Origin of the sequence: Streptomyces sp. NPDC051173 (genome assembly GCF_040689515.1) — a bacterium.
In the GTDB taxonomy this organism is placed as follows: Bacteria; Actinomycetota; Actinomycetes; order Streptomycetales; family Streptomycetaceae; genus Streptomyces.
Genome location: NZ_JBFBBD010000010.1, coordinates 113,542 through 135,312 on the forward strand (window position 1 = coordinate 113,542; position 21,771 = coordinate 135,312).

General features: G+C 73.4%; 20 protein-coding genes. 7 read left to right on the top strand and 13 right to left on the bottom strand.

Annotated features, from left to right (window positions below; genetic code table 11):
- Window positions 1-44: 44 nt before the first annotated feature.
- Window positions 45-974, top strand: a complete 930-nt coding sequence (locus AB0435_RS09235) for an SDR family oxidoreductase (RefSeq protein WP_366006707.1) — start codon at window positions 45-47, stop codon at window positions 972-974.
- Here the strand turns inward: AB0435_RS09235 and AB0435_RS09240 are convergent.
- The 6 genes from AB0435_RS09240 to AB0435_RS09265 all read right to left on the bottom strand — a co-directional run bounded on the left by AB0435_RS09240 (window position 971) and on the right by AB0435_RS09265 (window position 9,138).
- On the bottom strand, window positions 971-1,966 hold the full coding sequence (locus AB0435_RS09240; protein WP_366426551.1) for a WYL domain-containing protein: 996 nt from the start codon (window positions 1,964-1,966) through the stop codon (window positions 971-973). The two genes, AB0435_RS09235 and AB0435_RS09240, sit on opposite strands and share 4 nt — an antisense overlap.
- A gap of 282 nt (window positions 1,967-2,248) precedes the next feature.
- Entirely contained in the window at window positions 2,249-2,872 is a 624-nt protein-coding gene (locus AB0435_RS09245; RefSeq protein ID WP_366006705.1) for a GntR family transcriptional regulator, read from the bottom strand.
- Between the two features lie 186 nt (window positions 2,873-3,058).
- A complete protein-coding gene (sucB, locus tag AB0435_RS09250) occupies window positions 3,059-4,870 on the bottom strand; it encodes a 2-oxoglutarate dehydrogenase, E2 component, dihydrolipoamide succinyltransferase (RefSeq protein ID WP_366426552.1) in 1,812 nt (603 codons plus the stop codon).
- A gap of 49 nt (window positions 4,871-4,919) precedes the next feature.
- On the bottom strand, window positions 4,920-6,308 hold the full coding sequence (lpdA, locus tag AB0435_RS09255; RefSeq protein WP_366426553.1) for a dihydrolipoyl dehydrogenase: 1,389 nt from the start codon (window positions 6,306-6,308) through the stop codon (window positions 4,920-4,922).
- Window positions 6,309-6,607: 299 nt separating this feature from the next.
- Window positions 6,608-8,134 (bottom strand): leucyl aminopeptidase, encoded by a 1,527-nt coding sequence (locus AB0435_RS09260; RefSeq protein WP_366426554.1) that lies wholly within the window; start codon window positions 8,132-8,134, stop codon window positions 6,608-6,610.
- Between the two features lie 206 nt (window positions 8,135-8,340).
- Complete coding sequence (locus AB0435_RS09265) at window positions 8,341-9,138, bottom strand: adenosylcobinamide-GDP ribazoletransferase (RefSeq protein WP_366006701.1); 798 nt, start codon at window positions 9,136-9,138, stop codon at window positions 8,341-8,343.
- A gap of 71 nt (window positions 9,139-9,209) precedes the next feature.
- Here AB0435_RS09265 and AB0435_RS09270 point away from each other — a divergent pair, with 71 nt between their 5' ends.
- Window positions 9,210-9,947: a hypothetical protein gene (locus AB0435_RS09270; RefSeq protein ID WP_366006700.1), complete on the top strand. Its 738-nt coding sequence runs from the start codon at window positions 9,210-9,212 to the stop codon at window positions 9,945-9,947.
- Here AB0435_RS09270 and AB0435_RS09275 read toward each other — a convergent pair.
- The 4 genes from AB0435_RS09275 to AB0435_RS09290 form a co-directional block, all read right to left on the bottom strand.
- Window positions 9,914-10,633 carry a hypothetical protein gene (locus AB0435_RS09275; protein ID WP_366426555.1) on the bottom strand — a complete coding sequence of 240 codons (720 nt, stop codon included), beginning with the start codon at window positions 10,631-10,633 and terminating at the stop codon, window positions 9,914-9,916. The genes AB0435_RS09270 and AB0435_RS09275 overlap by 34 nt on opposite strands.
- Window positions 10,630-12,399: a phosphatidylglycerol lysyltransferase domain-containing protein gene (locus AB0435_RS09280; RefSeq protein WP_366426556.1), complete on the bottom strand. Its 1,770-nt coding sequence runs from the start codon at window positions 12,397-12,399 to the stop codon at window positions 10,630-10,632. Before AB0435_RS09280 ends, AB0435_RS09275 begins: the two co-directional genes overlap by 4 nt.
- 73 nt (window positions 12,400-12,472) lie before the next feature.
- Window positions 12,473-13,519 (bottom strand): nicotinate-nucleotide--dimethylbenzimidazole phosphoribosyltransferase, encoded by a 1,047-nt coding sequence (locus AB0435_RS09285; protein WP_366006696.1) that lies wholly within the window; start codon window positions 13,517-13,519, stop codon window positions 12,473-12,475.
- A 125-nt stretch (window positions 13,520-13,644) separates the two neighbouring features.
- Window positions 13,645-14,838: a bifunctional adenosylcobinamide kinase/adenosylcobinamide-phosphate guanylyltransferase gene (locus tag AB0435_RS09290; RefSeq protein ID WP_366426557.1), complete on the bottom strand. Its 1,194-nt coding sequence runs from the start codon at window positions 14,836-14,838 to the stop codon at window positions 13,645-13,647.
- Window positions 14,839-15,167: 329 nt separating this feature from the next.
- On the opposite strand from AB0435_RS09290, the gene AB0435_RS09295 reads away from it, so the two are divergent.
- Window positions 15,168-15,395 (top strand): hypothetical protein, encoded by a 228-nt coding sequence (locus tag AB0435_RS09295; protein WP_366006694.1) that lies wholly within the window; start codon window positions 15,168-15,170, stop codon window positions 15,393-15,395.
- 39 nt (window positions 15,396-15,434) lie between these two features.
- On the opposite strand, the gene AB0435_RS09300 is transcribed toward AB0435_RS09295, so the two are convergent.
- The 3 genes from AB0435_RS09300 to AB0435_RS09310 all read right to left on the bottom strand — a co-directional run bounded on the left by AB0435_RS09300 (window position 15,435) and on the right by AB0435_RS09310 (window position 18,070).
- Complete coding sequence (locus AB0435_RS09300; RefSeq protein ID WP_366006693.1) at window positions 15,435-16,523, bottom strand: trypsin-like peptidase domain-containing protein; 1,089 nt, start codon at window positions 16,521-16,523, stop codon at window positions 15,435-15,437.
- Window positions 16,524-16,667: 144 nt separating this feature from the next.
- Window positions 16,668-17,411: a methyltransferase domain-containing protein gene (locus tag AB0435_RS09305; RefSeq protein ID WP_366006720.1), complete on the bottom strand. Its 744-nt coding sequence runs from the start codon at window positions 17,409-17,411 to the stop codon at window positions 16,668-16,670.
- 56 nt (window positions 17,412-17,467) lie between these two features.
- A complete protein-coding gene (locus AB0435_RS09310) occupies window positions 17,468-18,070 on the bottom strand; it encodes a DUF3043 domain-containing protein (protein ID WP_366006692.1) in 603 nt (200 codons plus the stop codon).
- A gap of 280 nt (window positions 18,071-18,350) precedes the next feature.
- Between AB0435_RS09310 and AB0435_RS09315 the strand changes: the two genes are divergently transcribed.
- The 4 genes from AB0435_RS09315 (at window position 18,351) to AB0435_RS09330 (ending at window position 21,664) form a co-directional block, all read left to right on the top strand.
- Window positions 18,351-19,148: a PspA/IM30 family protein gene (locus tag AB0435_RS09315; RefSeq protein ID WP_366006691.1), complete on the top strand. Its 798-nt coding sequence runs from the start codon at window positions 18,351-18,353 to the stop codon at window positions 19,146-19,148.
- Window positions 19,149-19,201: 53 nt separating this feature from the next.
- Window positions 19,202-19,480 carry a hypothetical protein gene (locus AB0435_RS09320; protein WP_366426558.1) on the top strand — a complete coding sequence of 93 codons (279 nt, stop codon included), beginning with the start codon at window positions 19,202-19,204 and terminating at the stop codon, window positions 19,478-19,480.
- 153 nt (window positions 19,481-19,633) lie between these two features.
- Window positions 19,634-20,908: a histidine kinase gene (locus AB0435_RS09325; protein WP_366426559.1), complete on the top strand. Its 1,275-nt coding sequence runs from the start codon at window positions 19,634-19,636 to the stop codon at window positions 20,906-20,908.
- A 48-nt stretch (window positions 20,909-20,956) separates the two neighbouring features.
- Window positions 20,957-21,664 carry a response regulator transcription factor gene (locus AB0435_RS09330; protein WP_366426560.1) on the top strand — a complete coding sequence of 236 codons (708 nt, stop codon included), beginning with the start codon at window positions 20,957-20,959 and terminating at the stop codon, window positions 21,662-21,664.
- The last annotated feature ends 107 nt before the right edge of the window (window positions 21,665-21,771 follow it).

Here is a 21,771-nt window from a genome sequence, read left to right on the forward strand (position 1 = left end):
CGAAGGCCGGCAGGACATCGGGTACGACGGAAGGACACCAGGACGTGAACACTCGGAGCGCACCGGGCGGACCGCTCGCGGGCAAGGTCGCCCTGGTCGCGGGAGCGACGCGGGGCGCGGGGCGGGCCATGGCGGTGGCACTCGGCGAGGCGGGGGCGACCGTCTACGCGACGGGCCGCACCACGCGCGGCCGCCGCAGCGAGGTCGGGCGGGCGGAGACCGTCGAGGAGACGGCGGAGCTGGTGACGGCCGCGGGCGGGACCGGCATAGCCGTGCCCACCGACCATCTGGAGCCGGAGCGGGTGAAGGCGCTCGTCGACCGGATCGACCGCGAGCAGGGACGGCTGGACGCGCTCGTCAACGACGTCTGGGGCGGCGATCACCTGATCGAGTTCGACACGAAGGTTTGGGACGTGGATCTCGGCAAAGGGCTGCGCATGCTGCGGCTCTCCCTGGAGACGCACGCGATCACCAGCCACTATGCGCTGCCGCTGCTGATCCGGCGGCCCGGGGGACTGGTCGTCGAGGTCACCGACGGCACGGAGGAGTTCAACGCGACCTACCGCGGAAACCTCTTCTACGACCTCGCGAAGTACGGGCCGATCCGGATGGCGCGGGGCCTCGCGGAAGAGCTGAAGGAGTACGGCGGGACCGCCCTCTCCCTCACGCCGGGCTTCCTTCGGTCGGAGGCGATGCTCGACCACTTCGGGGTGACCGAGGAGACGTGGCGCGACGGGGTGCGCAAGGACCCGCACTTCGCGATCTCGGAGTCACCGGTGCTCGTCGGGCGGGCGGTCGCGCACCTCGCCGCCGACCCGGACAAGGCCCGCTGGAACGGGGCGTCCGTCTCCAGCGGCGAGCTGGCCCGGGAGTACGGGTTCACCGACGCGGACGGTTCGCGGCCGGACGCCTTCGCGTACATCACGGACGTGGCCCTCGGCGGCAAGGAGGGGTCGGTGGAGGACTACCGCTAGGGCGCGCGCTCCGGCCCGTACAGATCCGCTCCGTACAGATCCGCGCCGCGCGCCGCCGCCGAGGCGAACCGTTCACGCAGTGGCCCGGGGGCCAGCACCTCGGCCTCCGGGCCCAAGGCGAGCAACTGCTCGTAGGCGACCTCCAGCGACTCCACGCCCAGGGTGACCGTGATCCGGCCCTGTCCGTCCGGCGGGCCCGCGGCCTCGACCGCCACGCGGGCCGCTGTGCGGTCGGTGACGTGGGGGAGGCGGCGGGCGCCTTCCGGGGTGAGGCGGAGCACGGCCTCGTCGCGCAGCAGCGACCGGGTGAACTCCGCCGACCGGTCCTCCCAGAAGACCGGCAGGTCGAAGTCCTCGGCGCGGAGGAACCGTTCCTCGCCGACGGTCACGGCAGTGAAGCGGTCCACGCGGTAGACCCGGAAGTCCATGCCCGCGCGGGCCGCGAGATACCAGACCCCGGCCTTCAGGACGAGGCCGTACGGGTCGAGGTCCCGCTCCACCTCGGCGTCGCGTCTGCGGTAGCGGGCCGTCAGCCGGCGGTCGTCCCACACCGCGTCGGCGATCGCGGGCAGCAGCTCGGGAGGGTCGGCCGGCTGCCACCAGCCGGGGGCGTCCAGGTGGAAGCGCTGGGCCGCGCTCGCGGAGGCGTCGCTCAGCTCCGGCCGGAGCGCGGCGGAGACCTTGAGGCGGGCGGCGGAGGCGGCGTCGGCGAGGCCCATCTCGCGCAGCGCGGACGGGACCCCGGAAAGGAACAGCGCTTCCGCTTCCGTGCGCCCGAGACCGGTCAGCCGGGTGCGGTAGCCGCCGATGAGGCGATAGCCGCCGGACCGGCCGCGGTCGGCGTAGACGGGGACGCCCGCTTCGGACAGGGCGAGGACGTCCCGGGCGACCGTACGCTCCGAGACCTCCAGCTGCCGTGCCAGTTCGGAACCCGTCATCGACGTCCGGGACTGGAGGAGCAGCACCAATTTGATCAGCCTGGCCGCGCGCATGCGTTCATCATGCCCAGCGGCACCGGCGTTACGGTTCCCGGCGGCCCGGTGGTCGCGGCGACGACAGGACTCCGCGCGTCGGCCAGGGCATGGAAGGCGCACGGAGTCCTGCCCTCACCGTCGAGCCTCGCCATGTCACAGGACAGGGCGCCATGGCGGGGCTCGCACCGGAAGGACCGGATGCCGGGACGCGATGCGTCCCGTGGAGACGATACGCCTCTGATCGATGATCGATCAATGCCGGGTGCGGAAAAACTTTCCCGTGCAGCGGAGACCGGGGGGTCAGATCCGCGGTGCGCAGCTCAGGACGTGGGTCTTCAGCAGCTCGCCGATGTCCGGATCGCGCCGCTTGAACGCCTCCACGATCTCCGCGTGGTCCTCGGCGTAGGACCGGGGCTCCGGGCTCAGCCAGCGGATCGACAGGGTCGTCCACACCTCGATGCCCAGCGACTCCCAGGTGTGCAGCAGGACGGCGTTCCCGGCCGCTCTGACGATCTCCCTGTGGAAGGCCACCGTGTGCCGCACCTGCGCCTCGCCGTCGCCCGAGCGGTCCGCGGCGTAGAGCGCGTCCACCTCCGGCCGCAGCGCCGAGTCGTCCTCGGCGAGCACGGGCGCCGCGAGCTCGGCCGCGACCCGCTCCAGGCCGGCCCGCACGGGGTAGCTCTCCTTGAGGTCGGTGGCGGTGAGGCCACGGACCCGTACGCCCTTGTTGGGCACCGACTCGATCAGCCGCAGCGACTCCAGCTCGCGCAGGGCCTCCCGGACGGGCGTCTGGCTCACCGACAGCTCGGCGGCGATCCGGCGCTCCACGATCCGCTCGCCCGGCTGCCAGCGGCCGCTGATGATTCCCTCGAGGATGTGCTCGCGGATCTGCTCACGCAGCGAATGCACGACGGGTGTGGCCATGGGGGCTCCTTAGGGGCGGGCCCGGGTCGGACCGGACGTCATTATTCCCGGGAGGTGGACGCCGCTCGCGGCCCGGCTGGTTTCGGGAGCGTAAAGCCGCGCCGACGGCGAAGGGCGCGGCCCCGGTCCGTACCGCAGTACGGGACCGGGGCCGCGCCCTTCAGGCTGCCCTGGGGGAGACGAGGACTACAGACCGATCTCGGTCTCGAACTCGGCGGCCTCCAGGATCTCCTTGACGGCCGACAGGTAACGGGCCGCGTCGGCGCCGTCCACCAGGCGGTGGTCGTAGGAGAGCGACAGGTAGGTCATGTCGCGGACGGCGATGACCGTGCCCTCGGGGGTCTCGACGACCACCGGGCGCTTGACGGTCGCGCCGATGCCCAGGATGCCGACCTGGTTCGGGGGCACGATGACCGTGTCGAACAGCGCACCGCGCGAGCCGGTGTTGCTGATTGTGAAGGTCGCGCCGGCGAGGTCGTCCGGCGTGATCTTGTTGGAGCGGACCTTGCCGGCCAGCTCCGCGGTCTTCTTGGCGATGCCCGCGATGTTGAGGTCACCCGCACCCTTGATGACCGGGGTCATCAGGCCCTTCTCCGAGTCGACGGCGATGCCGACGTTCTCGGAGTCGAAGTAGGTGATGGTGCCCTCTGCGTCGTTGATCCGGGCGTTGACGACCGGGTGGGCCTTCAGCGCCTGGACGGCGGCCTTGACGAAGAACGGCATCGGGGAGAGCTTGACGCCCTCACGCTGCGCGAACGCGTCCTTGGCCTTGCCGCGCATCTTCATGATCTTGGTGATGTCCACCTCGACCACGGAGGTGAGCTGCGCCTGGCCGTGCAGCGCCTTCATCATGTTGTCGCCGATGACCTTGCGCATGCGGGTCATCTTGACCGTCTGGCCACGCAGCGGCGACGGGGCCGCGGCGGCGGCCTTCGGCGCGGCGGCGGGGGCGGCGGCCGGAGCCGGCGCGGCCTTGACGGCCTCGGCGGCGGCGATGACGTCCTGCTTGCGGATGCGGCCACCGACACCGGTGCCCTGGACGCCCGCGAGGTTCACGCCGTTCTCGGCGGCGAGCTTGCGCACCAGCGGGGTGACGTAAGCGCCGTCGGTCGCGGCAGCGGCGGCCGGGGCCGGGGTGACGGGCGCGGCCACCGGAGCGGGCGCGGCCGGGGCCGGGGCGGCAACCGGAGCCGGGGTGGCGACGGGAGCCGGAGCGGCCGGGGCCGGAGCCGGGGCGGCGGCCGGAGCCGGAGCCGGGGCAGCCGGAGCGGCGGGGGCCGGGGCGGCGACGGGGGCCGGAGCGGCCGGGGCCGGGGCGGCGGCCGGAGCGGCACCCGCGGCACCGATGACGGCGAGCTTGGCGCCGACCTCGGCGGTCTCGTCCTCACCGACGACGATCTCCAGCAGGACGCCGGCGACCGGGGCGGGGATCTCGGTGTCGACCTTGTCGGTCGAGACCTCGAGCAGCGGCTCGTCGACGTCGACGGTCTCGCCGACCTCCTTGAGCCAGCGGGTGACGGTGCCCTCGGTCACGGACTCGCCCAGGGCGGGGAGCACGACCGGGGTGCCCTCGGCGGCACCAGAAGGCTGCGCGGCGTCAGCCGCTCCAGTGGAGCCGGTGCTTGCACCGGAGGCCGCGGGGGCCTCCTCGACCGGGGCGGCGGGGGCGGCAGGGGCCTCGGCGACCGGGGCGGGAGCCTCGGCCGGAGCGGCGGGGGCCTCGGCGGCGGCCGGGGCCGGAGCCTCGGCCGGGGCACCGGTGCCGTCGTCGATGATGGCCAGCTCGGCGCCGACCTCGACCGTCTCGTCCTCGGCGACCTTGATGGAGGCCAGGATGCCGGACGCGGGGGCCGGGATCTCGGTGTCGACCTTGTCGGTGGAGACCTCGAGCAGCGGCTCGTCGGCCTCGACACGCTCACCCTCGGCCTTGAGCCAGCGGGTGACGGTGCCCTCGGACACGCTCTCGCCGAGCGCCGGCAGTGTTACGGAAACCGCCATGGTTGCGGTTGCTCCTTACGAGTAGTGCGGATGGTGGTGCGCTCGGGAATTAGTCGTGCGCGTGCAGCGGCTTGCCGGCCAGGGCCAGGTGGGCCTCGCCGAGAGCCTCGTTCTGCGTCGGGTGCGCGTGGATGAGCTGCGCGACCTCGGCGGGCAGCGCCTCCCAGTTGTAGACCAGCTGGGCCTCGCCGACCTGCTCACCCATACGGTCACCGACCATGTGGACGCCGACGACGGCACCGTCCTTGACCTGGACGAGCTTGATCTCGCCCGCGGTCTTGAGGATCTTGCTCTTGCCGTTGCCCGCGAGGTTGTACTTCAGAGCGACGACCTTGTCCGCGCCGTAGATCTCCTTGGCCTTGGCCTCGGTGATGCCCACGGAGGCGACCTCGGGGTGGCAGTACGTCACCCGGGGCACGCCGTCGTAGTCGATCGGCACGGGCTTGAGACCGGCCAGTCGCTCCGCCACCAGGATGCCCTCGGCGAAGCCGACGTGCGCGAGCTGGAGCGTCGGGACGAGGTCACCGACGGCCGAGATCGTCGGCACGTTGGTCTGCATGTACTCGTCGACCAGGACGTAGCCGCGGTCCATCGCGAGGCCCTGCTCCTCGTAGCCCAGGCCCTGCGAGACCGGGCCGCGGCCGATGGCGACGAGCAGGACCTCGGCCTCGAACTCCTTGCCGTCCGCGAGGGTGACCTTCACGCCGTCGGCGGTGTACTCCGCCTTCTGGAAGAAGGTGCCGAGGTTGAACTTGATGCCGCGCTTGCGGAAGGCGCGCTCCAGCAGCTTGGAGCTGTTCTCGTCCTCGACCGGGACGAGGTGCTTGAGGCCCTCGATGATCGTGACGTCGGTCCCGAAGGACGTCCACGCGGACGCGAACTCGACGCCGATGACGCCGCCGCCCAGGACGATCGCGGACTTCGGCACGCGGTCCAGGGTCAGGCCGTGGTCCGAGGAGATGATGCGGTTGCCGTCGATCTCCAGGCCCGGCAGCGACTTCGGCACGGAGCCGGTCGCCAGCAGGATGTGGCGGCCCTGGATGCGCTTGCCGTTCACGTCCACGGAGGTCGGGGAGGACAGGCGGCCCTCGCCCTCGATGTAGGTCACCTTGCGGGAGGCGACCAGACCCTGGAGGCCCTTGTACAGGCCGGCGATCACGTCGTCCTTGTACTTGTGGACGCCCGCGATGTCGATGCCCTCGAAAGTGGCCTTGACACCGAACTGCGCGGCCTCGCGGGCCTGGTCGGCGATCTCACCGGCGTGCAGCAGCGCCTTGGTGGGGATGCAGCCGTTGTGCAGGCAGGTGCCGCCGAGCTTGTTCTTCTCGATCAGAGCGACGTCCAGACCCAGCTGCGCTCCGCGCAGGGCAGCGGCGTAACCGCCGCTACCGCCTCCGAGGATCACTAGGTCGAAAACGGTGCTGGCGTCGTTCGCCACGTCACGTCCTCCATGCATGGAATACGCCGGAGCCGGTCGTCTCTGACCGGGCGGCGGCTGTTGTTCGGCCGCTTTTGCTTCGGCCCTGGGTCAATGGGGCCCTGTCCTGCCGAGACAACATCTTCGCACTTGTTGACGGACGACGGGACGCCGGGCGGGGGCTCCGAGGAGACTGATGCGTCACCTTCGGGGGTTACTCGCGCGTACGGAGTGTGGATTTCGTTACGGGCGAACGAATGCCGGGCGGCCCCGGGCGAAACGCTCGGGGCCGCACATTTCGTACGCGAGTCCGATCCGGCTCAGCCGAGGTCGCCGTCGGCGGTGTGCTCCGCCAGGCGGACCAGGGTGCGGATCGAGGAGCCCGTGCCGCCCTTCGGGGTGTAGCCGAAGGGGGCGCTCTCGTGGTACGCGGGACCGGCGATGTCCAGGTGGGCCCACGGGATGCCCTCGCCCACGAACTCCTTCAGGAAGATGCCCGCGAGCAGGCCGCCGCCCATCCGCTCGCCCATGTTGGCGAAGTCGGCGACGGGCGAGTCCATGCCCTTGCGCAGCTCACCCGGGAGCGGCATCGGCCACGCCTGCTCGCCGGTCTCCTCGGCGATCTCGTACACCGAGGTGCGGAACGCGTCGTCGTTGGCCATGACACCGAACGTGCGGTTGCCGAGCGCGAGCACCATGGCACCCGTCAGGGTGGCGACGTCCACGATCGCGTCGGGGTTCTCCTCCGAGGCGCGGGCCAGGGCGTCGCCCAGGACCAGACGGCCCTCGGCGTCGGTGTTGAGGACCTCGACGGTCTTGCCGCCGTACATCCGCAGCACGTCACCCGGGCGGGTGGCGGTGCCGGACGGCATGTTCTCGGCGAGCGCCAGCCAGCCGGTCACGTTGACCCGCAGGCCGAGCCGCGCGGCGGCGACGACAGCGGCGAACACGGCGGCGGCGCCGGCCATGTCGCACTTCATCGTCTCGTTGTGGCCGGCCGCCTTCAGCGAGATGCCGCCCGAGTCGTAGGTGATGCCCTTGCCGACCAGCGCGAGCGTCTTCTCGGCCTTGGGGTGGGTGTAGCCGAGGCGCACCAGCCGCGGCGGGTTGGCGGAGCCCTGGCCGACGCCCATGATGCCGCCGAAGCCGCCCTTGAGCAGCGCCTTCTCGTCCAGCACCTCGACCTTGAAGCCGTGCTCCTTGCCTGCGGCCTGGGCCGTGGCGGCGAAGACCTTCGGGGTGAGGTCGTTCGGCGGGAGGTTGACCAGGTCGCGGGCCCGGTTGATCTCCTCGGTCAGCGCGGTCGCCCGCTCGGCGGCCGCCTTGAACGCCTTGTCGCGGGGCTTGGCGCCCAGCAGCGCGATCTCGCCGAGCTGCGCGTTCCTGCCGGACTTGTCGGCGTTCTTGCTGCTGCCGTCGACCGGCGTGAAGGAGTACGCGCCGAGCAGCGCGCCCTCGGCGACGGCCGCGGCCGCCTCGGCGTCCTCCACCGGCAGGGCGAACCCGGCCTTCTTGACGCCTGTCAGCGCGCGGGCCGCGGAGCCGGCGGCGCGGCGGAGGGCCTCGTGGGCGAAGCCCTCGTCCTTGGCCGGGGCGTCGCCCAGCCCGACCGCCAGCACGAGCGGGGCCTTCAGCCCTGACGGCGCGGGGAGCTTGGTCGTCTCGCCCTCGCCGCCGGTGGCGCCGAGGGTCTCCAGGACGGCGGCGAGCTTTCCGTCGAACGCCTTGTCCACGGCTTCGGCGCCGGGCGCGACGACGGGGCCCTTGGGGCCCTTGGCCACGCCGATGACGATGGCGTCCGCGCGGAGCGTCGCCGCACTGGATGTGCTGAGAGTCAGAGCAGACACGGTGGTGGGGTCCCTACTTCCGTTGAGTTCCTCGGCCGATGGGTGGGCCGGCCGCACCCTGCGCATCGTATGCGTCTCCTGTGCGATGCCGGGGTGCGGCCTCCCGGTGGGGTCCTTCTTCGGCCGCGAACGCCGCCGGGCGCGCGGGGCGCCGACCACCAGTCAGACCAGGGGCAGACCAGGGCCAGACCAGTTCCAGCCCAGGCTCAGCCCATGGTCAGGACGACCAGGGCCGCCGTCGCCGAGGTCTCCGCGAGGGCCCCGAAGACATCGCCCGTCACCCCGCCGAAGCGGCGTACGCAGTGGCGTAGCAGCAGCTCACCGGCCATGAGGGCGAGCGCCACCGCGACCCCCGCGCGCAGCGCGCCGTACGGCCCGGCCTGCCACTGTGCGCCCGCGGCCGCGCAGACCACCGCCACCGCCACGACCGCCGCGGACCGGGTCCGTACGACGCCCGCCACCGCCGCGCCCAGCCCCTCGGGCCGTGCCGCCGGGACGCCGGTCCTGGAGGCGAGGGTCAGCGAGCAGCGGGCGGCGAGGGCGGCCGTGGCGGCCGCGAGCGCGCCCCGGGCCGGGGACGCGGCGTAGAGCGAGGCGAGCGCGGCCACCTGGCCGAGGAGGGCCAGCAGCAGGGTGACGACGCCGAAGGGCCCGATGTCGGAGCGCTTCATGATGCGCAGCGCGTCCTCGGCCGGCTTGCCGCTGCCCAGGCCGTCGGCGACGTCCGCGAGGCCGTCCAGGTGGAGGGCGCGGGTGAGGACCGCGGGCACCGCGACCGTGGCCACGGCCGCGACCGGCGCGCCCGTGCCGAGCAGCAGGAACAGCAGCCCCACCGCACCCGCGGCGACGCCCACGGCCAGCCCCGCCAGCGGCGCCGCGAGCATGCCGCCGCGCGCCGCCGCCCGGTCCCAGCGGGTGACCCGCACGGGCAGGACGGTCAGGGTGCCGAAGGCGAACCGGAGCGCCTCGCCGGGCGTCGCGCGGGCTGAAGTCGTGTCGGTCATCGCGGGCACCCTACCCCGCCCTCTCGGAGCAGTAGGTTTGCTGGTGAGAGGCGTTCGGGAGCAGGAGATCCATGGGCTACTGGTGGGCGCGCAACATTGTCGAACCGGGCAAGTTGCCCCTGCTGCTCGCGCTGACCGCCTTCGTCATGACGTTCCTGGTGACCCGGGTGATCACCCGGCTGATCCGGGCGGGCCGGGGGCCCTTCCGCAACATCAGCCCCGGCGGTCTGCACGTGCACCATGTGGTGCCCGGCATCGTCCTGATGGTCGTCGGCGGCTTCGGGGCGGTCGCGGAGGGCCGGCACGGCTTCGGCGCCTCGGTCTCGGCCGTCCTCTTCGGCACCGGCGCCGGGCTGGTGCTGGACGAGTTCGCGCTCGTCCTGCACCTGGACGACGTCTACTGGACGGAGCAGGGCCGCAAGAGCGTCGAGGTCGTGGTGATGACGGCGGCCCTGGTCGGGCTGGTGCTCTCCGGCTTCCTGCCGTTCGGCGTCAACGAGCTGACCCCGGACGAGCTCCAGAACCGCAGCATCGTGATCACCAACTTCGTGACCAACTTCGTGATCGCCCTCTTCGCCCTCGCCAAGGGCAAGCCGCGGATCGCCGTGATCGGCTGCGTGGTGCCGCTGGTGGCGCTGGTCGGCGCGGTGCGATTGGCCCGGCCCGGGTCACCGTGGGCGCGGCGCTTCTACCGCCACCGCCCACGGGCCCGCCGCCGGGCCCGGGTGCGCGCCTACCGCCACGACGCGCGCTGGGCCGCCGTGCGCAACCGCCTTCACGACCTGCTGGCGGGCGCCCCGGACCGCTGACCGCCCTCCTGGTACGCGTCGTCGCCCGGCTTGCGCCGCCTGCGCACCTCGTCGGCGACGCACAGCACGAGCATCGCCAGGACCGCCGCCATGTGCTCCTTGCCCGCCAGATTCGGCTTGATCACCGCCTCCGCCACCATGGCCAGCACCACCGTGGCGCAGGTGAACCAGGCCCGGTAGCGCCAGGAGACGTACACCGCCAGCCCCACCACCGCGGCCGAGGGCCCGGTGTCGATGACCTTGGCGGCGTCCGGCGGCAGGCCGAGGACCGAGTCCGGCCCGATGTGGATGGCCAGCCGCGCGTACATCGTCCCGGCGAGCGTGGCGACGTACGCGATGACGAGCGTGCGCCACCTGCCCAGGCAGATCTCCGCGATGCCGAAGACCAGCAGGATCTGGGCCAGCGCGCCCCACACCGGCAGGTCCAGCGCGGGGACGAACAGCGACAGCGGGGTCCGCAGCAGCGCCAGCCACCAGGGCAGCTGAGCCTGCACGGACCCCAGCTTCTGCACCGGCTGGAAGCCCCAGGGCTGGTTCTGCACCAGCTGGAAGACCGAGGTCAGGACCACGGCCGTGAGCGTCATCGGGATCGCGCGCAGCTTCCGGCGTGCGAGGGCCCGCCGGACGGTGCCGACGAGCGGACCCCATTCGGTGTACGCGGCGCGACGCAGCGCCGCGCGGTTCATCGCGAGCTCTCCAGGTGCTTGCGGTTGAGCCACTTCGGCAGCCCCGGGGCCTCCAGGAAGCCCTCGGCCCGGGCGCTCGCGATCCCGATCCGCAGCAGATCGCTGCTCTTCTCGAACAGCATGAAACGAGGTTCCCAGATGGGGCGGTACTTCGCATTTGCTCGGTAGAGCGACTCGATCTGCCACCAGCGGGAGAAGAAGCTCAGCAGCGAGCGCCAGATCCGCAGCACCGGGCCCGCGCCCAGCCGCGAGCCCCGCTCGAAGACGGACCGGAACATCGCGAAATTCAGCGACACCTGGGTGATGCCGAGCCCCTTGGCCTGCTGGAGCAGCTCGATGACCATGAACTCCATCAGGCCGTTCTCGGAGTCCCGGTCGCGCCGCATCAGGTCCAGCGACAGGCCCTTGGGGCCCCACGGCACGAAGCTCAGCAGCGCCCGCAGCTCGCCGTTCCCGTCGTGGCACTCCAGCATCACGCAGCGGCCGTCACCGGGGTCGCCCAGCCGGCCCAGCGCCATGGAGAAGCCGCGCTCGGTGGCCCCGTCGCGCCAGTCGTCGGCGCGCCGCAGCAGCTCGGCCATCTCCGCCTCGGGGATGTCCTCGTGGCGCCTGACGGTGACGCCGTAGCCGGCGCGCTTGACCCGGTTGTACGCCTGGCGCACGGTCCGCATCGCGCGCCCGTCGAGCGTGAACTCGCCGGTGTCCACGATGGCCTCGTCACCGATCTCCAGGGCGTTCAGGCCGTGCCGGGCGTAGATGGTGCCGCCCTCCTCGCTCGCGCCCATCACCGCCGGGCTCCAGCCGTGCTCGCGGGCCTCGGTCAGCCAGGGCTCGATGGCACCGGGCCACGCCTCGGGGTCGCCGATCGGGTCGCCGGAGGCCAGGGAGACCCCGCCCACCACCCGGTAGGTGACCGCCGCCTTGCCGCTGGGCGACCAGATGACGCTCTTCTCGCGGCGCAGCGCGAAATAGCCGAGCGAGTCCCGGTCGCCGTGCTTGGCGAGCAGGGCGCGCAGCCGCTCCTCGTCCTCCCCGGTGAGCGGGTCGGTGGCGCGCCGGGCGCGGAAGGCCGCGTACACCACGAGCAGCAGCAGGACCGTGCTCATGACGTTGATGAAGACGTTCACCCAGGAGGGCGTGGAGACGCCCGGGTAGCGGTCCTCGTCCACGGAGATCGAGATCAGCCGCATGAAGCCGTAGAGCCAGCGGTCCCAGAAGGTGGAGCGGTAGGCGTCGGCGGCCTCGTTGGTGGCCGTCACCAGCAGCCCGGCGATCAGCGAGGTGACCAGCAGGCCGCCCGCCGCGACGAGCGAGGCGAGCCTGGGGTTGGCGCGGTCGCCCTTGGCGTAGAACTCGCGGCGGCCCGTGATCAGCGCGGCCACGAAGAGGCCGGTCATCACCAGGGAGAACCAGTTCAGGCCGTGCCTGCTGAACTGCCGGTCGGTCATGAGCAGCGCCATGAAGACCAGGAACAGCCCGGACAGCACCAGGTTGAGGATCCACGAGGCGCGCTTGCGCCGGCGCAGGGTGACCGCCATGACGAACGACCACAGCGCCGACGCGAAGCCCGCCGTCAGCAGATAGGGGGTGAAGAACTCGTCGACGTTGTGCCGTCGGATGTCCGCCCCGAACGACACCCATACCGCGCTGAGCAGATTGACGAACGTGACCACGCGCAGATACCACACGGCGAACGTGGCGGAACGCCGCGGCCAGACGCTGCCGGTCGGCGTTCCCTCATCCGGAGTCAAGCGAGCTTCTCCCATGAAAAGTGAGCATATGGGGCACCTTCTACGGTGGAATTCCGGCGTCGGACGGACCCCTGGTCACAGAGGCCCGTCAGTCACGCTCCGGGAGTTCCGCCGCCAGGGCCGCGGCCGCCTGCACCAATGGCAGTGCGAGCAGCGCCCCTGTCCCCTCGCCCACTGTGACGCCATGATCGAGCAAAGGGTTGAGAGCCATCCTGTCGAGCGCCTTCGCCTGGGCCGGATCGCCGCTCGACTGCCCGGCGAGCCACCAGTCCGGCGCCCGGAACGCCACCCGCTGTGCCACGAGCGCGCACGCCGCCGAGACCACCCCGTCGAGGATGACCGGCGTCCGGCGCACCGCGCTCTGCAGCAGGAAACCCGTGGCCGCGGTGAGGTCCGCGCCGCCGGTCGCCGCCAGCAGCTGGAGCTGGTCGCCCAGCACCGGACGGGCCCGGCGCAGCGCGTCCCGGATCGCGGCGCACTTGCGCATCCACGCCAGGTCGTCGATGCCCGCGCCGCCCCGGCCGGTGACCACGGAGGCGTCCGTGCCGCACAGCGCGCCGATCAGGGTGCCCGCCGCGGTGGTGCCGCCCACGCTGAGGTCGCCCAGGACCACCAGGTCGGTGCCCGAGTCCGCCTCCTCGTCGGCGATCGCCATGCCCGCGCGGAACGCCGCCTCGGCCTCCTCGGCGGTCAGCGCGTCCTCGACGTCGATCCGGCCCGAGCCGCGGCGCACGCGGTGCCGCGTGACCTCCTCGGGCAGTCCGGCCGGGTCGCAGTCCACCGACATGTCGACGACGCGCAGCCGCGCGCCGGCCCGCCGCGCCAGGACCGCCCCGGTGCTCCGCCCGTCCAGGGCCGCCCGTACGAGCTCGTGGGCGCCCCCCTTCGGGCCCGCCGAGACACCCAGCTCCGCGACGCCGTGGTCGCCCGCGAACAGCAGCGCCGTGACCCGCTCGACCGGCTTGACCGGTACGGAGCCCTGCGCCGCGGCGAGCCACTCGCCCAGCTCGTCCAGCCGGCCCAGGGCGCCCGGGCGGGGCGCGAGGCGCTCCCGCCGCGCTTCGGCATCCCTGCGGACGCCGGGGTCGGGGCGCTCGATCAGGGTGGCGAAGTCATCAAGATTCAGACCGCTCATCCGCGCAACACTACCCGTGGGGGCGGGGGGTATCCCTGCGGGTGCGCCGTGCTTTCCCGCCGCCGTGCCGGAGTTCGCCCCGCGCCCGGCGCCGCGGAGGCCGGCGGGAGGGCTCCCGGCACAGGTCAGCGCAGGGGCAACGGCTGTCCCGCCACCACCAGCACCACCTGCTCGCACTCGCTCGCGGCCGCCGCGTTGAGCCGGCCCAGCGCGTCGCGGAAGCGGCGGCCCGAGGACGTCGCGGGGACCACGCCCGAGCCGACCTCGTTGCTGACGGCCACCACCGTGCGGGACGTCGCGCGCAGGGCCGCCACCAGGGCGTCCACCCGGGCGGCGAGCGCGGCGGAGCCGCCGTTCGACCACGTCGCGTCGTCCCAGGCGCCGACGGAGTCCATCGCGTCGGTCAGCCACAGCGACAGGCAGTCGATCAGCAGCGGGGGGCCGTCGGCGGCCAGCAGGGGGACGAGGTCGCAGGTCTCCGCCGTACGCCAGGAACCCGGGCGGCGCTCGCGGTGGAGGGCCACCCGGGCCGCCCAGTCGGCGTCGCCCTCCCGCGTGCCGCCGGTGGCCACGTACAGCACGTCGGGGAACGACTCCAGCCGCCGCTCCGCCTCCACCGACTTGCCCGACCGGGCACCGCCCAGGACGAGCGTCCGGCGCGGCAGGTCCGGCACCGCGTGGTAGTCGCCGACGACCAGCGTCGTGCCGTCGGGCACGGCCCGCGCGCCCGCGGCGGCCAGCCGCCGGTGCAGCTCGCGGCCCGGCGGCACGTCGTGGTCGAGGTGGACGGCGAGCACGTCGGTCGTCGCGGCGACCGCGCCCGCGCCGCGCAGCCGGGCGAGCGCGTCGGGCCGCCCGGCGACGTCGAGCAGCACCATGTCGTACGGCTTCGCCCCCACCGGCCCGGCCGGGGAGCCGCCCGGCGGGAGGTAGAGCAGGCGCTCGCCCTCGGGGGACGTCACCTCGTAGCCGGTGCCCGGGGAGTCCAGGGCCACCGCCCGCACCTTGTGCCCGCTGATCAGCGACAGCTCGCGCCCGTCCGGGACCCGCACCGGCGCGGGCAGCCCCGCGGGGAACTCGACCGAGGGCCCGTCGTGCGGGTGCGAGAGCAGCACCTGCCGCACCCCCGCGATCGACCGCCCCGCCCGCGCGGCCGCGAAGGCCGGGCCCGGGGTGAGGTCCAGGAGCAGCGCCCCGTCGACGAGCAGCGCGGTCGCGGCCCGCGCGTCGTCACCGACGGCGGTGGCGCACGACGCGCAGGGGCAGGCGGGGCGCGGCAGCCCGTCGGGGGCTCCGGTGCCGAGCAGAGTCAGTTCCACGCACTGATCGTCTCGCGTCCGCGCGCCGGGGGCGCGCCGGGCTCGCCCCTTCGTCACGGCGGCGCGGAAGACACGGCCCGCGGAACGGCGTCCGCCGTCCGCCGACTGGGGCGGAGGCTCCTCGCTGGGGGTGTCGTCGCGGGCTGAAACGGCGCACATCAGCCGCATCCAGCCCGCTGGGGGCACCTCCCAGCGTTAGCTGGGGGAGTTTGCGGACACCGCCGCGCGGCGGTGATGCGGACGACGATCACCCGCGGAACCGAGCGCAAGATCCGCCGGACAGGCCTAGGCTGCGCTGCACAGCACAAGGACTTGCGGTTCGGCTATCGATGGCCCAGGAGGCGGACATGGCGTGGGTGTGGCGGTTCGAGAAGGCCGACGGGACGGAGACGTCGCCCGCGGTGGAGCCGGAGGACTTCACGACGCAAGGGGACGCGGAGTCCTGGATCGGTGAGGTCTGGAAGGAGCTCCTGGAGGGCGGGGCCGAGCAGGTCACGCTGTTCGAGGACGGCACGGAGATCTACCGGATGAGCCTGCGGGCGGCTGTCGACGGCTGACACCCCGGCCCGGCACCCCGCGGGGTGCCGGGCCGCGGGCTACATCTCGCCCAGGGTCACGCTCGCCGTGTGCTCCGAGCCGTCCCGGTCGTACGTCACCTCCGCCCGGTCGCCCGGCTTGCGGGCCGCGAGCGCCTCGGTCAGCGACTGCATGGTCGTGATCGGGCTCTTGTCCACCCGGGTGATGATGTCGCCCGCCTTGAGGCCCGCCTTGTCGGCGGCGCCGCCCCGGGTGACGGAGACGACCGCGACGCCGGCCGGCGCGAAGTCCTGGCCGACGATGGTCCGTGCGGTGATGCCCAGCGCGGCCCGGCCGGAGTCGGTGACCTTGCCGCTCTTGACGATTTGGCCGGCGATGGTGCGCACCGTCGCGGCGGGGATCGCGAAGCCGATGCCGGGCGCGGCGCTCTGCCCCAGCTCCGGGTCGGTGGCGGCCAGCGTCGGGATGCCGATGACCTGACCGGCGAGGTTCACGAGGGCGCCGCCGCTGTTGCCGGGGTTGATGGCCGCGGACGTCTGCACCATGTTGGAGATCGTCGCGCCGGTGCCGCCCCCGCTGCGGCCCTCGCTGACCGTGCGGCCCACGGCCGAGACGATGCCCTGGGTGACGCTGCTGGACAGCCCGAGGGGGTTGCCCATGGCCAGCACGATCTGGCCGACCTCGACCTTGGCGGAGTCGCCGAGCGTGGCGGGTTTGATGTTCTTCGGCACGCTGTCGAGCTGGACGACGGCGAGGTCCTGCTCGGGGTAGCTGGACACGAGCCGGGCGCCGACGGCGTCACCGCCGGTGGCCAGGGTGACCTTGAAGGCCGTGGCGTCGCCGACGACGTGCGCGTTGGTGACGACGTGCCCCTTGTCGTCGTAGACGACCCCGGAGCCGAGGCCCTCGCCGGTGGTGATCTGCACGACGGACGGCAGGACGTCCTTGACGACCTTCTCGTACGCGGCCTGGAGGTCCCCGGCGGCTCCGGCGGCCGCGGGGGCGGCGGCGGACGAGGACGTCGAGGGGGCCGGGGAGGCCGGTGTGCGTGAGGCGGAGCACCCGGCGAGGAGGGCGGCGGCACAGGCCGCGGCGGTCAGGGGGAGGAGGATCCGGCGGGGGAGGGCAGGTGCGCGTGAACCGTCCATACCCGGAAGTATCACGGCCGGGGCCGCCGGTGTCCCGGCCGGTGAGGCATCGGGGGCGAACGGCGACAAGGGGCGACAAGAGGGGCGCGGGGGCCCGTCCCGGGCGCCGGCCGCCCGGAACCGGGCCCGGCCCGGAGCGAAGCCTCAGCCCCGTACGCCGCACAGGTGCAGCAGCGCCGCCACCGCGCGGTAGGGATCCGTGCGCCCCGCCCGGTCCTCCGCGGCCAGCAGCCGGTGCAGCTCCGCGCCGTACGGCGGCTCGGCCGCGTCCGGGGCCTGGTCGGTGAGGACCCGCACGCCGTACCACGCGTGCAGCGGCGCCCCGATGCCCGCGAGGGTCGCGGTCAGGGTCTCCAGCCGGTCCGCGCGCACGGCCAGGCCGAGACGGTTGGTGTAGGCGGGCGAGTCGAAGGCCGCCAGCGCGGTCTCCCAGTCACCTGCCAGCCCGGGGCGCATCGCCAGCGCGTCGGCGTTCCGCACGACCAGGGACAGCAGGCCGCCGGGCGCGAGCACCCGGGCCAGCCCGGCGAGCATCGGGTCGGGCTCCGGCACGTACATCAGCACGCCGTGGCACAGGACGACGTCGAACGCGCCGGGCAGGAAGTGCGCGCCGGTGTCCCGGCCGTCGCCCTCGATGACCCGCACCCGCTCCTGGATGCCCTCCGGCTCGGCGGTCAGCGCCTGCCGGACCGCGGCCACCATCCGCGGGTCGGACTCCAGGCCGGTCACCTCGTGGCCGGCGCGGGCCAGCCGCAGCGCCTGGGTGCCCTGGCCGAGGCCGACGTCCAGGACGCGCAGCCGGCGGCCCACCGGGAAGCGGGCCGCTATCTGTTCGTCGAGCTGGCGGGCCACCAGCTCCTGGCGGACGGTGTTCCGCACTCCACCCAGCCCTCGTAGCCAGGCGTCGGCGCCACCGCCGAAGCCGGCCGCGGGGGCGGCGCCGGTCAGGGCTTCGCCCCGCGCTTGACCATGGGCTTGGGCAGGCGGAGCCGGCGGATCTGGAGCGTGCGCATCAGGCCGTAGGGCACGGCGCCGCGCAGGTTCTCACCCGGGAAGCGCTGCTTGAGCGCGCGCCGGAGGGTGATGCCCGTGATCACGGAGTTGATGACGATCAGGACGATGACGACCATCCAGGCGAGCAGCACGTACGCCTGGAAGGAGCCGCGGTTGACCATGCTCATCACGAGGATGATCACGGCGAGGGGGAGGAAGAACTCCGCCACCGAATAGCGCGCGTCCACGAAGTCGCGCGCGAAGCGGCGGATCGGGCCCTTGTCGCGGGCCGGCAGGAACCGCTCGTCGCCGTTGGCGAGGGCCTCGCGCTGCTTGGCCAGGTCCACGCGGCGGGCCTCGCGGGCGCGCTTGGTGGCGTCCTTGCGGTTGGTGGGCGTGCTGGCCAGGCTGCGGCGCTGCGACGCGGCCTCGCTGCGCTTGGGGGTCGGGCGGCCCTTCGGGGCCTGCGGGTCACGGGGCTGCTGAGACCGGTCCGCGGTCGCCTTGGCGGCTGCGGCCTGCTCATCCTTGGAAGTGGAACGGCTTCGGAACACGAAACCCAAGGGTACGGGGTGCGGTCGGCGGGTCACCGGCCGCACGGGGAACGATCCGGCAACGGCGGCGCGTTCACCGTACGGGAGCGGGGGCGAGGCGCACCCCCGGCACCCCGACGTCCACGTACTCCCTGCGCCGGAGAGCGGCCGCCTTCTGATCGTCCTGTAGGAGGAGCGCATCGGCGCCCGAACAGTGCGGTAATGGAAGCAGGCCCCGTACTGTGGGTTCTGCAAGATGTGCTGGAGTTCGTAGTCCGTCAGAAGGGGGCGCCCGAGGCCCATGAGCGGTGTCATGAAGCGTATGGGAATGATTTTCCGCGCGAAGGCCAACAAGGCCCTGGACCGGGCCGAGGATCCGCGCGAGACCCTCGACTACTCGTACCAGAAGCAGCTCGAGCTGCTGCAGAAGGTGCGCCGCGGGGTGGCGGACGTCGCCACCTCCCGCAAGCGCCTGGAGCTCCAGCTCAACCAGCTCCAGGGCCAGTCCACCAAGCTGGAGGACCAGGGCCGCAAGGCGCTCGCGCTCGGCCGCGAGGACCTGGCGCGTGAGGCCCTCTCCCGGCGGGCCGCGCTCCAGCAGCAGGTCAGCGACCTGGAGACGCAGCACTCCACGCTCCAGGGCGAGGAGGAGAAGCTGACGCTCGCCGCGCAGCGCCTCCAGGCCAAGGTCGACGCCTTCCGCACCAAGAAGGAGACCATCAAGGCCACCTACACCGCCGCGCAGGCCCAGACCCGCATCGGCGAGGCGTTCTCCGGCATCTCCGAGGAGATGGGCGACGTCGGCATGGCCATCCAGCGGGCCGAGGACAAGACGCAGCAGATGCAGGCCCGCGCCGGCGCCATCGACGAGCTGCTCGCCTCGGGCGCCCTCGACGACCCCACCGGCACCGCCAAGGACGACATCACCGCCGAGCTGGACCGCCTCTCCGGCGGCTCTGACGTGGAGCTGGAGCTCCAGCGGATGAAGGCCGAGCTCGCGGGCGGCACCAGCGGCCAGCAGCAGGCCATCGAGGGCGGCACCGGCGGCCAGGCGCACCAGGCGCAGCCGCAGGAGCGCCCGCGCTTCGACAAGCAGTGACCGGGTAATGATTCGGCAGTGAGTCAGCAGGCACCGGACCGAGGGAGACCGTCATGATCGTGCGGATCATGGGGGAGGGGCAGGTGAGGCTGGCCGACAGCCACTTCACCGAGCTGAACAGGCTGGACGACGAGCTGCTCGCCGAGATGGAGAGCGGTGACGAGGACGGCTTCCGCCGCACCCTCGGCGCCCTGCTCGACGCCGTGCGCCGCCTCGGCACGCCCCTGCCCGACGACGCCCTGGAGCCCTCCGAGCTCATCCTCCCCTCGCCCGACGCCTCGCTGGACGAGGTCAGGGACATACTGAGCGACGAAGGTCTCATCCCCGGCTGACCCCGCCGGACCGGCCGCCGGCCGCGCCCCGGCCGGCCCCGCATACTCCAGCACCCGCCGCGCCCCCGCCCCGCAGGGGAGGGGGCGCGGCCGGTTCCGGCGGTGCGCCCCCGCGCGCGCGAGGGCGCCGCGAGACCCTCCTGATGGGACCCGATGACCTCTCTCGCCGTCACCGGTCTGGCCCGCCCCCGCGGCTGGCTGCGCGCCCACCCGCTCGCCGCCGACTCGCTGCTGGCCGCCGCCACCTTCGCGACCGTCCTCATCGGCTCGGTCGTCAACCGCCGCTCCCAGCCCCCGCCGGGCCTCGGCTTCATGCTGCTGAGCGCCCTGGCCTGCGCCTGCCTCGTGGCCCGCCGCAGGGCCCCCAGGACGGTGCTCTGCGCCACCTCCGCGCTGACCCTCGTCGAGGTCGTCACCGGCAGCGACGACCTGCCGCGCACCCAGATCGCGATGGCCGTCGTCGTCGCCCTCTACACCGTCGCCTCCCGCACCGAGCGGCCCGCCGCCTGGCGCATCGCCGCCCTCACCGTCGCCCTGCTCGGGGTCATCGTGATGCTCTCCGGGGTGCCGCCCTGGTACTCGCAGGAGAACCTCGGCCTGCTCGCCTGGACCGGCCTGGCCGCCGCCGCGGGCGACGCCGTCCGCAGCCGCCGCGCCTACATCGCGGCGATCGAGGAGCGGGCCGTACGGGCGGAGCGCACCCGCGAGGAGGAGGCCCGCCGCCGCGTCGCCGAGGAACGGCTGCGGATCGCCCGCGAGCTCCATGACGTCGTCGCCCACCACATCGCCCTCGTCAACGTCCAGGCGGGAGTGGCCTCGCACATCATGGAAAGCCGCCCCGACCAGGCCAAGGAGGCCCTCGCGCACGTCCGCGAGGCCAGCCGCTCGGCCCTCGCGGAGCTGCGCGCCACGGTCGGCCTGCTGCGGCAGTACGGCGACCCCGAGGCGCCCACGGAACCGGCCCCCGGCCTCGCCGTCCTCGGCCCCCTCGTCGACGGCTTCGCCCGCGCGGGGCTGTGCGTCGACGTCAGGGCGGCCTCGGGGCTCCCCGGCGGCCCCGGCACCGGCACGGACGCGGCGGAGGCGGCCGCCGTCATCGGCAAGCTGCCCGCCGCCGTCGACCTGACCGCCTACCGCGTGCTCCAGGAGGCCCTGACCAACGTCCACAAGCACGCGGGGCCGGGCGCCCGCGCCGAGGTCGGCCTCGTACGCGACCCGGACTCCCTCCTCGTCGTCGTCCAGGACGACGGCGGCGACCCGCCCCCGCGACCGGGCGGCACCGACCGGGCCCCCGGCGGCCACGGTCTGGTCGGCATGAAGGAGCGCGCCTGCGCCCTGGGCGGCACCTGCGAGGCGGGCCCCCGGGACGGCGCCCCCGGCTTCCGGGTCCGCGTCCGGCTGCCGACGGGCACGCCCCCGAGCGGCTGAGCGGGCGGGCCCGTCGGCGGCCGGGCACGGCCTAGCTAGGCTGAGGCCATGCCTGACGAGCCGTCCGCAGAACCCATACGAGTCCTCCTCGCCGACGACCAAGCGCTGCTGCGCAGCGCCTTCCGGGTGCTGGTGAACTCCGAGCCCGACATGACCGTGGTGGGAGAGGCCGCGGACGGCGCGGAGGCCGTCGAGCTGGCCCGCCGCCACCTCCCGGACGTCGTCCTGATGGACATCCGCATGCCCGGTACGGACGGCCTCGCGGCCACCCGCGCGATCTGCTCGGACCCCGCGCTCTCGGAGGTGCGGGTGGTGATGCTGACGACCTTCGAGGTCGACGAGTACGTGGTGCAGTCGCTGCGCGCGGGCGCCTCCGGCTTTCTCGGCAAGGGCGCGGAGCCGGAGGAGCTGCTGTCGGCGATCCGGATCACCAGGGCGGGGGAGTCGCTGCTGTCACCGGCCGCGACGAAGGGCCTCATCGCGAAGTTCCTGGCCCAGGGCGACCCCGAGCCGTGGCACGACGGCACGGCCCCGGCGGCGACCCGCCTCGAAGCCCTGACCGGCCGCGAGCGGGAGGTTCTGGTGCAGGTGGCCGGCGGTCTGTCGAACGACGAGATCGGCGAGCGGCTCGCCGTCAGCCCGCTGACGGTGAAGACGCACGTGAACCGAGCGATGGCCAAGCTGGGGGCTCGTGACCGGGCCCAACTGGTGGTCATCGCCTACGAGTCGGGGCTGGTGCGGCCTCGGGCGGAGTAGTCGCTCGACGCCTGCGGCGCTTTGTTCCCCAGCCCCGCCCCTTCCCGAAACCGGGGAGACCCCGGACCCCAACGCGGCTGCGCCGCGTGTCCTCAAACGCCGGACGG